The organism is Pseudomonas sp. UYEF17, from assembly GCF_040546125.1.
Classification (GTDB): Bacteria; Pseudomonadota; Gammaproteobacteria; order Pseudomonadales; family Pseudomonadaceae; genus Aquipseudomonas; species Aquipseudomonas putida_Z.
Genome location: NZ_JBEPNE010000024.1, coordinates 1 through 14057 on the forward strand (window position 1 = coordinate 1; position 14057 = coordinate 14057).

Sequence of the window (14057 nt, forward strand, 5' to 3'; positions counted from 1 at the left end):
GAGCCGCCTTGTGCTGCGAAGAGGCCGGTACAAGCAACAGACAGGCTTTGTCAGTACCGGCCTCTTCGCAGCACAAGGCTGCTCCTACAGAACCTCGCCAAACCAATGAGTCATGTGTTGTTCTATGAGAGCGGGCATGCCCGCGAAGAGGCCGGCATTGCCATCAATAAAATAACGTAGTCCAAATCTCTATCCCTTGTAGGACCCTTCCTAAACCCCCACCACCCCGAAAATACCCGCCAACCGCCTGCTAGGTTCCTGGCTTCCACCTTAAAAAGAGGCGAGCCATGAGCATGCGCATGAACATCTTCGGCCGATACCAAGGCCTGGACGGCGACGAGACCACCACAGGCGCCATCTGCATTGCCAGCCAAGCCAGGGGCCGTGTGCATGGCCGCGACTGGCTACTTCAAGGCGACCCGACCACACCCTGCCCGCTATGTGGACAAGCGGGCACCATCGTCGAGGGCGAAGTCCGCTGGCGGCAGGATGGTATTCCCACGGCTCTGGACGGAGCACTTGTGCAATGCGGATGCCCACAGGGCAGCAATCGCCTGGTTGCAAGTGGGTACGCACCTCCGGCTTCGCGCAGGGCACCCGCACCTGAGCCTGTTCGTGAGGCACCAGCACAGGCCCGGACGGGTAACCCGGCAAGAAGTACCTATCAGCCTGAGGTGGTTCAGCCCTCGCCCACTCCTCAAGGCATGGAGCCCGGCTTCTACATCGTTCCGCGCTGCATGTCATACGAGGAAGTCCTGGCAGAGCTGGGCGCGCCGCAGGCCAACCTGCCTCGGTCAATTCTGGAGCGGCTGAACCCGACCTATCAGCAGGGGTTCAAGGCGGGCGAGATCTTTGTCATTGGCGATGGTTTGAGGCGCCCGGTGTGCACTCGGGAAGAGAATTTTGCGATGAGTGCGGCGAAACAGGCGCGGGAGGACTTGGCAGATCTCACAGCGGAAGAAGCTGACTTCTTGGTGCGCCATCAGGCCGAAATTGCCGGATTACTCAGCGATGTGAGCTTGGCGATGGGGGTGACCGAGGCGATGGTTGCCAAATCGTTGGATGAAATCAGCGTCACATTACAAAAAATTGAAGACCTGCATAGACAGCAATTCATCAAGCATGGGCATCTTCGCCATCCAGAGTTTTTTTCGGAACGTCAAAAACTGTTCAAAAAATTAAGCACAAACCTGAATGCGACTGTTCTGAACAAACACCTCAACCTTGGCAACTATGAAAGCCTACGACGGGACTTGGGAATCTCATCGAGAAGCTTGGTGCACCATTGGAGCAAAGCTGGCGCCCCAGGACATATCCCTGGCTACTCGACACACTTAAACAAGCTGGCCAAAATGGCTAAATACTTGAAACACGGAGGGCGCATCGGTATTGCTGTTGGCGGAATTGGCTCAGCAATAAAAGTCTCCGAAGTATGCCAGGCTGGCAATACAAAGGCCTGTGAAAAAGTCCGAGTTACTGAAGCGGGAAATTTTTCTGGCGGCTTAGCCGGGGGATGGTTTGGCGCAAAGATGGGAGGAAGGCCGCAACCCAAGTTTGTTGGAGAGCAGGTCCTGCGAGCTTGGTATGCGGAATAGTTATCACTGGCGGAGGAGCATTGGCGGGAAGCCTTGCAGGCATGAAAGGCGGTGAAAAAATCGGCGAAATAATTTTCGAGGCTTTTCAAGATGATTGATCATCTCGACATCAAGCTAAAACTATTTTTAGTCGCTTCCCCTTTCTGCCTCTGCCTAACCGCACTCGCGATGGATCTTCATATCGCATGCTCTCGTCAATATGAAGTAATGACCGCAGCACTCCACCGAAGCCCATGCCTCTCATATTCCGTCAGACTTTGGGGAGATAAAAGTGTACGTTCAAGAATGCTGGTAACGTTCATGATAGCGGGTGCTATCACACTGCCAAACTCCAGCATTCGAAAAGGCTCGCTTGATGCCCGGGATTTTGAGCAGCTCCCTAAACATCTGAAATCCAAAATCACTATCGCATCATGGCTTAACACCGCCGGTTTCAGCTGGCTAATCATAAACTATTTCATAATATAACCACAACAGAGCTTCGAGATTTTCAAAATGATTGAGCATCTTGATGTAAAACTAAGACTATTTCTGTTAGGCACTCCTATCTGCCTCGCCTTAATCGGGCTTGTATCTGACCTTCACATTGCGTGCTCTCGCCAATATAAAGAAATGACCTCAGCACTCCAACGGAGCGCGTGCCTTCCATTTGCGACCGGCATGTGGGGAGAGAAAAAAATAGGTTCCAGAATTCTAGTTATTTCTGTAATCGCTGGCGCCATTGGGTCCCCCGCCTCAAGCATTCGCAGCGGGCTATTGGATGAGCAAGACCATTTACAATTCCCTGAGAAGTTAAGAAGAAAAATCCTTATTGCATCATCACTAAACACCATTGGCATCGCTTGGATAGCCATCTATTACCTGATGAAACTGCTAGACTGAGAGACAAAACAGATGAACTCAAATCTTTCATATAACACCGAACCTCAAGCAAACCAGCGCACTCAAAAACACCGACTTCACGCAGTCTCTACATCGAAGCTGATCACCATTACCTAATTATCAGCTGGTCGCCCTCCGCCGCTCTACTTGCACTAATTTCTCATTATGCCAACCACTAAATGACGTAAAGATCGGTTTGCCACTGATTGTATGGTACCGGCTGCGCCGGTGTTCGCGGGCACGCCCGCTCCCACAGGAGTTGTGCACAGCCTGAGGCATTCTGCATAACCTGAGGCATACACAATCCCTGTAGGAGCGGCTTTAGTCGCGAAAGGGCCAGCCCAGCCAATACAAGGATCAGCGCAGCAAACCCAACTCGGCATCATCCAGCAGCGCCTTGGCCATGGCTGCGAAGTAATGCGAAGCCCAGAGCATCTGCTGATCGCCATCCATCAAGCCGGTCAGTGACAAGTCGCGTGCATAGCCCATCAACTCCGAGGCTTGCTCTCGGGCGCTGCGGCAGGGGATGCCCTCAGCGATACGGAACAGCGGATGGGTTTGGCCTTCGCCTTGGTAGAAGTAGGTAACGCCGGGGGTGGTTTTGGTTTCGTCGGTCATGGGTTTTCCTGAATGCTCGTTGACCGCCTCTTCCGTTTCCACACGAAGGGTGGCGGCTGTACACGGGGTGGAAACCCGAGTGCATTCAGAGAAACTCGGTAGGCACGAGGCCTCCCGGGTACAGCCGCCATGAACGACATAACCTGAAATGCTTGCTGCAGGTTTCCACACCCGATCGCTGAACCGTCAGCGACGGGCAAAGCCTAGAGTGCGGGATTTGCAGGAACAATCAGACGCGTGTCGACAGAGGTTGTAGGGTATTTCGCAGGGGGTGGAGTTGCCAGTCCCGAGGCGTAGGAAGAGTCTGGGATTTTTGAAGGCTGCAGGAGGCATGTCTGGGGAATGCATCTGGGCTGACAGGCGTTCGCCATGACAGGTTCAGCGCCTATGAGATCGAGCGCCGCCCGCGCGGCGCTTCGCAGCACAAGGCTGCTCCTACATCTGTTTCGGGCCATTTATTCCTGCGATACAAGCACGCGGCCCCTTGGCGTTCACCTCGATATCGTGTCAGAAAAACAAGGCGGTCGCGTGCACTGGCACAGGCGTTACTGGTCCGAAACAGATGTAGGAGCAGCCTTGTGCTGCGAAGCGCCGCGCGGGCGGCGCTCGATCTCACAGGCGCTGCAAAACCCAAGGCATACACCTGTCAGCCCAACCCCTCGCTATACCCCTGCGCCATCGCCACCACCACCTTGCGCTTGCCGGTAAACGGCGACCGCGCATGCGCCGCGAGCATGTTATCCAGCATCAGCACATCGTTCTCCAGCCAAGGGAAGCTGATGGTGCATTCGTCCAGCACCCCGCGCACTTCATCGAGCAGTGAATCCTCGATGGTCGTACCGTCGCCGTAGTACACGTTACGCGGCAGGTCCTCTTCCTCGACGATGTCCATCAACGACTCGCGCACTTCTGGCTGCAGGTTCGACACATGGAACAGGTGCGCCTGGTTGAACCACACGTCATCCCCGGTCACCGGGTGGCGCGCCACCACCTGGCAGCGCTGGCGGGTGCGCAATTCGCCGTCATCCTTCCAGATGCACTCGATGGCATGCGCCCGGCAATAGGCCTCGACCTGGCGCGGGTCTTCAGTGTTGAACACCTGCGACCATTCCACATCAAGGCCGTTGCCGTAGTTGCGCACGTACATCAGCCCCTTCTCCACCAGCCGCTCACGAATGCGCGCCGGCATGCGCCGGTACACCTCGCGGCTGTCGGCAATCGGCGTCTCGCCACCGGTCTCGGCGGGGATCACGCTGTAGAACCAGATCTTCATCGGCCATTCCAGGGTATAGGCCTGCTCGTTGTGCAGGGGGATGCTCTGGTGCGCCGGGTACTCGGTGGAGGTGTACACGCCCTTGGTCACGTTGCTGCGCGGGGTGGAGCCAAACTCGTAGTTGAGCAGCGGGTGCCCGAAGGAAGCGGCGAACTGGCGGAAAGCTTCGGCACCACCCACCTCGAAGCCGCGAAACAGGATGCCGCCAGCCTGCAGCAGGTGCCGGTCCACCAGCGGCTGCAACTCGGCAAAGGCTTCCAGCAGGTCGATACCCGGCTCCGGCGCGCGCACCAGCAATGGCAGGTTGCCGCGTGCGGCGTCCAGGGGTTCGATCGCAAAGCTCAGCAGTTCACTCATGTCCGGTCACCTCAGGCCAGGGCCGCATAGGCGGCGAAATCGGGATGTGCGCCATGTCGGCGCCTGACTGAATGAACGAGCGGGCGATGGGGAAATTCACCTGGGCCGCACACACAGGTAAAGCCGGCGCGCGCCGGTTCGTCTGAACGATGTGCACCCTTCTATCGCCCAGGAACCGTACATGACTCGCCAGCTTCTGCTCCTCGCCCTGCTCGCCGTGGCCCCTGCCGCGTGGTCGGCAGAGCCATGCGCCGTGGAAATCCATGGCACCGACCAGATGACCTTCGACAAGGCCGCCATCACCGTGCCCAAGGCCTGCGCCGTGTTCACCGTCACGCTCACCCACCCTGGCGACATGCCGAAGAACGTGATGGGCCACAACTGGGTGCTGAGTACCCAGGCCGACATGCAAGGCGTGCTCGACGACGGCCAGAAAGCCGGCGAGGCACTGGACTACGTGAAGCCCGGCGACCCCCGGGTGATCGCCCACACCCGCCTGATCGGCGGCGGTGAAACAGACAGCATCAGCCTCGACGTCCGGTCGCTGAAGGCAGGTACCGCGTACAGCTTCTACTGCTCGTTCCCATTCCACGGCACCTTGATGAAAGGCTCCCTGACCCTAGGCAGCTGACCCCGCCCCCACCTCACCAGCGAGATCACGCTTCATGAAAACCTCCTCCCCCGGGGCCATCCGCGAACTGCTGGGCCTGCTGAAACCCTACCGCCCGGCGGTAATCGTCTCGGTGCTGCTGGGCATGCTCGGCGGCCTGGCCGTGACCGCCCTGCTGGCCACCGTCAACCAGGGCCTGCATGCCGCTGGCGGCATGAGCCAGGGCGTGATCCTGGCCTTCGCCGGCCTGTGCGTGCTGGCCCTGGTCAGCAGCGTGGCGGCCGACAGCGGCACCAACTACGTTGGGCAGAAAGTCATCGCCAGGCTGCGCAAGGACCTCGGCGCCAAGGTGCTGTCAGCGCCGATCGAGCAGATCGAGCGCTACCGCACCCATCGCCTGATCCCGGTGCTGACCCGCGACGTCGACACCATCAGCGACTTTGCCTTCGCCTTCGCCCCGCTGGCCATCTCGCTCACCACCGTGACTGGCTGCATGGCCTACCTGGCCTGGCTGTCGTGGCCGATCTTCCTCATCACCCTGGCGGCCATCGGCATTGGCAGTGGCATTCAATACGTGGCCAGGCAGAAAGGCGTGGCCGGCTTCAACGCCGCCCGCGATGCCGAAGACAACCTGCAGAAGCACTACTCGGCCATCGCCGAGGGCGCCAAGGAGCTGCGCATCGACCGCCGCCGCCGCCACGCCATGCTGACCCGTAACATCCAGGGCACCGCCGACTTCATCGCCAACACCCATATCCGCGCCATCAACATCTTCGTCGCGGCCAAGAGCCTGGGGTCGATGCTGTTCTTCGTGGTCATCGGCCTGACCCTGGCCCTGCAATCGCTATGGCCGAGCAACGACCCGGCGGTGATGAGCGGCTTCGTGCTGGTGCTGCTGTACATGAAAGGCCCGCTGGAAACCTTGATCGGCAACCTGCCTATCCTCGGCCGCGCCCAGGTGGCGTTCCGCCGCATTGCCGACCTGTCCGAGCGCTTCTCCTCGCCCGAGCCGCACCTGCTGCTGGAGCCGCCGGTCAAGCGCGCCGCCCCGGCCAGCGCGCACTTGGAGCTGCACAACGTCGAGTACGCCTACCCGCCGGTGGACGGCAACGAGCCGTTCCGCGTGGGGCCGGTGAACCTGAGCATCGAACCGGGCGAGATCCTGTTCATCGTCGGCGAGAACGGCTGCGGCAAGACTTCGCTGATCAAGCTGCTGCTGGGCCTGTACACCCCGCAACGCGGCGAAGTGCGCCTGAACGGCAAGGCCGTCGGCCCGGAGGGGCTGGATGACTATCGCCAGCTGTTCACCACGGTATTCGCCGACTACTACCTGTTCGACGACCTGCCCGAGCATGAACACAGCCTGCCCAGCGATGCCACACGCTACCTGGAGCGGCTGGAGATCGCCCACAAGGTGAGCGTGCGCGATGGTGCCTTTACCACCACCGACCTGTCGACCGGCCAGCGCAAGCGCTTGGCACTGGTCAATGCCTGGCTGGACGGGCGGCCGGTGCTGGTGTTCGACGAATGGGCAGCGGACCAGGACCCGACCTTCCGCCGGGTGTTCTACACCGAGCTGCTGCCGGACCTGAAGCGTTTGGGCAAGACCATCATCGTGATTTCGCATGATGACCGGTACTTCGATACGGCTGACAAGGTGGTGCACCTTAGCCGGGGGAAAGTGGTGGAGGCGTTGGAGCCGGCTTGAGGCAGCAAAGGGGGGCTGCGCGCCCCCTCATCAACCACAATCTATAATCGCTCTATAGTCTGTCTATAATTCCCTATAAACACCGCCCCTGTCAGATCTATAATGCCTCTATAATCAATCTATAATCGACTATAAATTGAAACGGAGGGGCCGAGATGCCTGAAACTGTCTATCACCGCCCGGCGCTTGCGTCCCGCCTGTCGAAATTGATCCTGCAAGTCGCCGTGGGCAGCGCAGCAAGCTCTGGTGTGTTTCTCGCTGCGCCACGACGTACCGGGAAATCCACCTTTGCCCGCGAAGACCTGCGCCCTGCCCTCGAAACAGCCGGGGCCATTGTGCTGTATGCCGATCTGTGGAAAGACCTGACCAAAGATCCCGGGCAAGTCATCGTAGAAGCGGTGCGTGAGGCGGTCGGGCGTAACGAAGGCTTCATCACGCGGCTGGCAAAGTCATCTGGCATGGAGAAGGTCACTGTCGGCGGCCTGAATTTCAGCGTGGACAAGATCGGGCTGGGGCAAGATGTCGACCTGACCACCGCCCTTGCGGCGCTCTCCGATGAGTCCCGCAAGATCATCGTGCTGATCATCGACGAAGCACAGCATGCAATCACGACCGAGCAAGGAATAGCGGCGCTGTTCGCCCTCAAGGCAGCCAGAGACGAACTCAACAGTTCGAAGCACCATGGCTTGCGCATCGTTTGCACCGGTTCAAACCGGGACAAGCTGGCCATGCTGCGCAACAGCAAGGACCAGGCGTTCTTCGGCGCCTCCATGGTGCAGTTCCCGACCCTGGACCAGGACTTCATCGACTGGCTGTGCGCCAATATCGACCTGCCATGCGCACTCGATACAACGGAGGTGTTTCAGCTCTTCAAGGAAAGCGGCTATCGCCCAGAGCTATTGGGTGCGGCCGCGGATGAAATCCGCTTCGACTTCGGCATTGAACCCGAGGCCATTCCGGCACGCTTCAGAGAGCTTGTTCAGGCACAAGCCAATGACTTGAACGCAAACCTGAAAAAGGTGATCCACAGCCTCACGCCTATCCAGGCTGCGGTTCTACGTGTCATGTGCGCAAAGGGGAACGACTACGCGCCGTTCGAGGCCCCGACCCTGGCACTGTACGCCAAAGCGATGGAACAGGCTGGCGTGGATGCGAGCGAAGTGAAGGCCGAGGTACCGGGGGTGCAGCAAGCGCTTATCGCCTTGCAGGACAAGAATCTGGTCTGGAAAGCATCGCGGGGGGTGTACGCGGTAGATGAACAGGTGATAGTCGATATCGTGCGAGCGGACGGTTTGCTGGAGGGTCTTGCCTGAGTGGTTTGCTGAGAGGGCGCCGGGGGCGCTTTGCGCCCCTATCGCGACACAAGGCAGCTCCTACAGGAGTACGCAATCACCTGTAGGATCGGCCTTGTGTCGCGATGGGCTGCAAGGCAGCCCCAACAGGCAGAAATCAGAACAACCAGTGATACAACAGGTACACCACCACCGCCGCCAGCACCGGCCGCAGCACGCGGTAGGCCTTGGGGTTGGCGCGCTTGAACTGCTTGACCTGGCTACTGATCCGGTTGCTGAAGCGCTTGCTCCAGGCGTAGGCCTGGTTGATCCCGCCCACACGCTCGTCGTCGGTGTTCTGCGGCGCGGTGGCACGGCCGAGGAAGGCGCTGACCTGGCGGTTGATGCGGGTCATCAGTGGGCTGCTCAGCGGGCGTTCGATGTCGCAGAACAGGATCACCCGGGTAACGTCGGTCTCGTTCTTGACCCAGTGCACGTAGGTTTCATCGAACATCACGTCCTCACCGTCACGCCAGGCATATTCCTCGCCATCGACGTAGATGCGGCAAGCATCGGAGTTGGGGGTGGACAGGCCCAGGTGGTAGCGCAGGGAACCGGCGAACGGGTCGCGGTGCGGGTTCAGGTGGCTGCCGCCGGGCAGCAGGGCGAACATCGCGCCCTTGACGTTGGGTATGCTGCTGACCAGCTCGACGGTACGCGGGCAAAGGGTTTCGGCAGAAGGCAACGGTTTGTCGTACCACTTCAGGTAAAAGCGCTTCCAGCCTTTCTTGAAGAACGAACCGAAGCCTGCGTCGTTATCCTTCTCGGCGGCGCGGATGTAGCCCTCGTCGAACAGGCGCATGGCCTCTTCGCGGATTTCCTGCCAGTTGTCCTTCAGCACGTCCAGCTCGGGGAAGCGCTGGCGGTCCAGGTAGGGCTTGGACGGTACGCCGGAAAACAGGTACATCAGGCTGTTATAAGGGGCGAACAGCGCCGAATGGTTGACGAACTGGCGCAACACCGGCAAGCGAGCCTTGCCGCGCAGGTGCACGAACAGCACGCTGCCAAAAAACACCAGCAAGACACCCGCCTTGGCTGCAAAGGAAAAGGTCATGCTTTCACTCCTTGAGGAAGAAACAGGGCTGCGCGCCCTGCACTCCGATAAATCATCCTGCCATCATAAACTGATGCCGCCAGGGTAAAAACAGCCCTGGCAGCAACTCAATCATGAAGATTTTGCAATAAACCAAGCCGCCGAACGTTGCGCGGGATCAGCGGCAAGGCCATTACTGCTGGTTTTCCTGCTCGCTGAACATGTCGCTGAACAGCATGCTCGACAGGTAGCGCTCACCGGAGTCCGGCAGAATCACGACGATGGTCTTGCCCTGCATTTCCGGCTTTTCGGCCAGGCGCACGGCCGCTGCCATCGCCGCACCACAGGAAATGCCACAGAGGATGCCCTCTTCCTGCATCAGGCGGATGGCCATGGCCTTGGACTCTTCGTCGGTCACCGTTTCCACCTGGTCGACGATCGACAGGTCGAGGTTCTTCGGCACAAAGCCTGCGCCGATGCCCTGGATCTTGTGCGGGCTGGGCTTGAGCTCTTCGCCGGCCAGGGTCTGGCTGATCAGCGGCGATGCCACTGGTTCCACCGCCACCGACAGGATCGCCTTGCCCTGCGTATGCTTGATGTAGCGCGAAACACCGGTGATGGTGCCGCCGGTGCCGACGCCCGCCACCAGCACATCGACCGCGCCGTCAGTGTCGTTCCAGATTTCCGGGCCGGTGGTTTTTTCGTGGATCGCCGGGTTGGCCGGGTTTTCGAACTGGCCCGGCAGGAAGTACTGGGCCGGGTCGGAGGCGACGATTTCGTTGGCCTTCTCGATGGCGCCCTTCATGCCCTTGGCCGGGTCGGTCAGCACCAGCTCGGCCCCCAGCGCCTTCAGCACCTTGCGGCGCTCCAGGCTCATGGAGGCGGGCATGGTCAGCATCAGCTTGTAGCCACGGGCGGCGGCGACGAAGGCCAGGCCGATGCCGGTGTTGCCCGAGGTGGGTTCGACGATGGTCATGCCCGGCTTGAGCTTGCCGCTGCTTTCGGCGTCCCAGACCATGTTCGCGCCGATGCGGCATTTGACCGAATAGCCCGGGTTACGCCCTTCGATCTTGGCCAGGATGGTCACGCCGCGCGGGGCAATGCGGTTGATCTGCACCAGCGGCGTGTTACCGATGGAGTGGGCGTTGTCTGCAAAGATACGGCTCATGGCAGGGGTCCTTGGCATGAAAAAAAGCAGGGAAAGACCTCAAGGGTAAGCCCGGGCCGGTGGCCCGTAAAGCCTGTTCGAACTGACGCGGACTCGTTGCGGTCAACCGCATATCCTGCGTTGGAGACACTTCGATGAGAGCCCGTTATCGCTGGCCGCTGATCGGCCTGGCCAGCCTGATCGTGCTGTTGGTGGCGCTGCATCTGGCCCTGCCCTACCTGGTGCGCGACTACCTCAACGACAAACTGGCCGACATGGGCGACTACCGTGGCCAGGTGGCCGATGTGGACCTGGCCTGGTGGCGCGGCGCGTACCAGATCAATGGGCTGAAGATCGTCAAGACCACCGGCAAGGTACCGGTGCCGTTTCTCGACGCGCCGCTGATCGACCTGTCGGTGAGCTGGCACGCCTTGTGGTACGACCGCGCAGTAGTTGCCGAAGTGGTGTTCGACCGGCCGGAGCTCAACTTCGTCGATGGCGGCAACAAACAGAACTCGCAGACCGGTCAGGGCACCGACTGGCGCCAGCAACTGGAAAAACTGCTGCCGATCACCCTTAACGAGGTTCGCATCGACAAAGGCGTGCTGACTTTCCGCAACTTCAACTCCAAGCCACCCGTCAACCTGAAGGCCACTCAGCTCGATGCCAGTATTCGCAACCTCACCAACATCCGTGACGAAAAGGGCCGACGTGATGCCAGCTTTGATGGCACGGCGCTGATCGTAGGCGATGCCAAGGTGGAAAGTCGCGCCACCTTCGACCCGTTCAGCGATTTCGACGACTTCGAGTTCCGCCTGCGCGCCACGGGTATCGAGTTGCGCAAGCTCAACGACTTCGCCAGCGCATACGGCAAGTTCGACTTCAATGCCGGGCACGGCGATGTGGTGATAGAGGCCGAGGCGACCAACGGCCGATTGAATGGGTACATCAAGCCACTGTTGCGGGATGTGGATGTGTTCGACTGGCAGCAGGATGTGCAGGAAAAGGACAAAGGCTTCTTCCGCTCAGTCTGGGAAGCGCTGGTGGGCGCGACCGAGACGGTATTGAAGAACCAGCCGAAGAACCAGTTCGCGACCCGGGTAGAGCTCAGCGGTAGCGTGCACAAGCAGGATATCAGCGCCTTCGAGGCGTTTCTGCAGATCCTGCGCAACGGGTTCATTCAGGCGTTCAATGCGCGGTATGAGCGTGACGCGCCGGATTCCGACTAGGATCGAGTGACGGGGCATTCAGGGACTGAATACCTGGTCTGCGTTTCCAGTCGGCGAACCCCGCGTTATAGTCGGTGACAAATCGAAAACAGGTGTTGGGCCTCTTCGCGGGCACGCCCGCTCCCACAGGTACCCCACAGATCCGGAAGTTTGTGCAATTCCTGTGGGAGCGGGCGTGCCCGCGAAGAGGCCCTGACAGGCATACGGCAGAGGACAGACCCATGAAGTTCGAAGGCACCCGCGACTACGTCGCCACAGACGATCTGAAACTGGCGGTAAACGCGGCCATCACCCTCGAACGCCCCTTGCTGGTCAAGGGCGAACCCGGCACCGGCAAGACCATGCTCGCCGAGCAGCTGGCAGCCTCGTTCGGTGCGCGCCTGATCACCTGGCACATCAAGTCCACCACCAAGGCCCACCAGGGCCTCTACGAGTACGACGCGGTCAGCCGCCTGCGTGACTCGCAGCTGGGCGTGGACAAAGTCCACGATGTGCGCAATTACCTGAAAAAGGGCAAGTTGTGGGAGGCCTTCGAGGCCGAGGAACGGGTCATCCTGCTGATCGACGAAATCGACAAGGCTGACATCGAGTTCCCCAACGACCTGCTGCAAGAACTCGACAAGATGGAGTTCTACGTCTACGAAATCGACGAGACCATCAAGGCCAGACAGCGCCCGATCATCATCATCACCTCCAACAACGAAAAGGAGCTGCCGGACGCTTTCCTGCGCCGCTGCTTCTTCCACTACATCGCCTTCCCCGACCGCACCACCCTGCAGCAGATCGTCGACGTGCACTACCCGAACATCAGCCAGTCGCTGGTCAGCGAGGCGCTGGACGTGTTCTTCGACGTGCGCAAGGTACCAGGCCTGAAGAAAAAGCCGTCCACCTCCGAACTGGTCGATTGGCTCAAGCTGCTGATGGCAGACAACATCGGTGAAGCGGTGCTGCGCGAACGCGACCCGACCAAGGCCATTCCACCGCTGGCCGGCGCGCTGGTGAAGAACGAGCAGGACGTACAACTGCTCGAGCGCCTGGCCTTCATGAGCCGGCGCGGCAACCGCTGACAGGAGCCGGGCCATGCTGCTCAACCTGTTCAATGAAATGCGCGCGGCCAAGGTGCCGGTGTCGGTACGCGAACTGCTCGACCTGCACCAGGCCCTGCAAAAGCGCGTGGTGTTCGCCGACATGGACGAGTTCTACTACCTCGCCCGCGCCATCCTGGTGAAGGACGAGCGCCACTTCGACAAGTTCGACCGCGCCTTCGCCGCCTACTTCAAGGGCCTGGAAAACCTCGATCGGCATATCGAGGCGTTGATTCCCGAAGACTGGCTGCGCAAGGAGTTCGAGCGTTCGCTGACCGATGAGGAGCGCGCGCAGATCCAGTCGCTGGGCGGCCTGGACAAGCTGATCGAAGAGTTCAAGAAGCGCCTCGAGGAGCAGAAGGAGCGTCACGCAGGCGGCAACAAGTGGATCGGCACCGGCGGCACCAGCCCGTTCGGCTCGGGCGGCTTCAACCCCGAGGGCATCCGCGTGGGCGAGGCCGGCAAGCGCCAGGGCAAGGCGGTGAAGGTGTGGGACCAGCGCGAATACAAGAACCTGGACGACCAGGTGGAGCTGGGCACGCGCAACATCAAGCTGGCCTTGCGCCGGCTGCGCAAGTTCGCCCGTGAAGGCGCCGCCGAAGAGCTGGACATCGACGGCACCATCGACCACACCGCGCGGGATGCCGGGCTGCTGAACATCCAGATGCGCCCCGAGCGGCGCAACACGGTGAAGCTGCTGTTGCTGTTCGACATCGGTGGCTCGATGGACGCCCACGTCAAGGTCTGCGAAGAACTGTTCTCGGCGTGCAAGACCGAGTTCAAGCACCTGGAGTACTACTACTTCCACAACTTCGTGTACGAGTCGGTGTGGAAGAACAACCTGCGCCGCACCTCGGAGCGCTATTCCACCTTCGACCTGCTGCACAAGTACGGCGATGACTACAAGGTTGTGTTCGTCGGCGACGCGGCCATGGCGCCCTACGAGATTACCCAGCCGGGTGGCAGCGTGGAGCACTGGAACGAAGAGGCCGGGTATGTGTGGATGCAGCGTTTCATGGAAAAATTCAGGAAGATCATCTGGATCAACCCGTACCCGAAGCAGGCCTGGGACTACACCGCATCGACCCACCTGGTGCGGGACTTGATCGAGGACAAGATGTACCCGCTGACCTTGCAGGGGTTGGAGGAAGGGATGCGCTATCTATCCAAGTAAGTATGGGGCCGCTTT

General features: G+C 60.1%; 13 protein-coding genes. 9 read left to right on the forward strand and 4 right to left on the reverse strand.

All coding sequences use genetic code 11. The annotated features are described in order from the left end of the window. The 3 genes from ABIB24_RS24320 to ABIB24_RS24330 form a co-directional block, all read left to right on the forward strand. Positions 1-180 (forward strand): hypothetical protein (locus ABIB24_RS24320; RefSeq protein WP_354317403.1); only part of this gene is annotated, 180 nt, incomplete at its 5' end. 107 nt (positions 181-287) lie between these two features. Continuing rightward, positions 288-1595: a PAAR domain-containing protein gene (locus ABIB24_RS24325; protein ID WP_346655014.1), complete on the forward strand. Its 1308-nt coding sequence runs from the start codon at positions 288-290 to the stop codon at positions 1593-1595. 495 nt (positions 1596-2090) lie between these two features. Next, positions 2091-2477 (forward strand): hypothetical protein, encoded by a 387-nt coding sequence (locus ABIB24_RS24330; protein ID WP_082888320.1) that lies wholly within the window; start codon positions 2091-2093, stop codon positions 2475-2477. Between the two features lie 357 nt (positions 2478-2834). Here ABIB24_RS24330 and ABIB24_RS24335 read toward each other — a convergent pair whose 3' ends face one another. Both ABIB24_RS24335 and ABIB24_RS24340 read right to left on the reverse strand, forming a co-directional pair. Continuing rightward, on the reverse strand, positions 2835-3095 hold the full coding sequence (locus ABIB24_RS24335; protein ID WP_015271332.1) for a DUF3077 domain-containing protein: 261 nt from the start codon (positions 3093-3095) through the stop codon (positions 2835-2837). Between the two features lie 646 nt (positions 3096-3741). Continuing rightward, a complete protein-coding gene (locus ABIB24_RS24340) occupies positions 3742-4725 on the reverse strand; it encodes a TauD/TfdA family dioxygenase (protein ID WP_025340200.1) in 984 nt (327 codons plus the stop codon). A gap of 181 nt (positions 4726-4906) precedes the next feature. Between ABIB24_RS24340 and azu the strand changes: the two genes are divergently transcribed. The 3 genes from azu to ABIB24_RS24355 all read left to right on the forward strand — a co-directional run bounded on the left by azu (position 4907) and on the right by ABIB24_RS24355 (position 8356). Then, entirely contained in the window at positions 4907-5356 is a 450-nt protein-coding gene (azu, locus tag ABIB24_RS24345; RefSeq protein ID WP_274079914.1) for an azurin, read from the forward strand. A gap of 34 nt (positions 5357-5390) precedes the next feature. Further along, positions 5391-7043 (forward strand): cyclic peptide export ABC transporter, encoded by a 1653-nt coding sequence (locus ABIB24_RS24350; protein WP_013973744.1) that lies wholly within the window; start codon positions 5391-5393, stop codon positions 7041-7043. Positions 7044-7198: 155 nt separating this feature from the next. Next, on the forward strand, positions 7199-8356 hold the full coding sequence (locus ABIB24_RS24355; RefSeq protein ID WP_137164623.1) for an ATP-binding protein: 1158 nt from the start codon (positions 7199-7201) through the stop codon (positions 8354-8356). 136 nt (positions 8357-8492) lie between these two features. Here the strand turns inward: ABIB24_RS24355 and ABIB24_RS24360 are convergent, their stop codons facing one another. Together ABIB24_RS24360 and cysK are read right to left on the reverse strand one after the other, a co-directional pair. Then, positions 8493-9428, reverse strand: a complete 936-nt coding sequence (locus ABIB24_RS24360; RefSeq protein ID WP_015271337.1) for an aspartyl/asparaginyl beta-hydroxylase domain-containing protein — start codon at positions 9426-9428, stop codon at positions 8493-8495. A 172-nt stretch (positions 9429-9600) separates the two neighbouring features. After that, positions 9601-10575: a cysteine synthase A gene (cysK, locus tag ABIB24_RS24365; RefSeq protein WP_013973746.1), complete on the reverse strand. Its 975-nt coding sequence runs from the start codon at positions 10573-10575 to the stop codon at positions 9601-9603. Positions 10576-10709: 134 nt separating this feature from the next. Here cysK and ABIB24_RS24370 point away from each other — a divergent pair, with 134 nt between their 5' ends. From ABIB24_RS24370 to ABIB24_RS24380, 3 genes are all read left to right on the forward strand, one after another. Beyond that, entirely contained in the window at positions 10710-11783 is a 1074-nt protein-coding gene (locus tag ABIB24_RS24370; RefSeq protein WP_137164624.1) for a DUF748 domain-containing protein, read from the forward strand. Positions 11784-12004: 221 nt separating this feature from the next. Beyond that, positions 12005-12850 (forward strand): AAA family ATPase, encoded by an 846-nt coding sequence (locus tag ABIB24_RS24375; protein WP_013973748.1) that lies wholly within the window; start codon positions 12005-12007, stop codon positions 12848-12850. Between the two features lie 13 nt (positions 12851-12863). Beyond that, on the forward strand, positions 12864-14042 hold the full coding sequence (locus tag ABIB24_RS24380; protein WP_013973749.1) for a vWA domain-containing protein: 1179 nt from the start codon (positions 12864-12866) through the stop codon (positions 14040-14042). Positions 14043-14057: the final 15 nt, after the last annotated feature.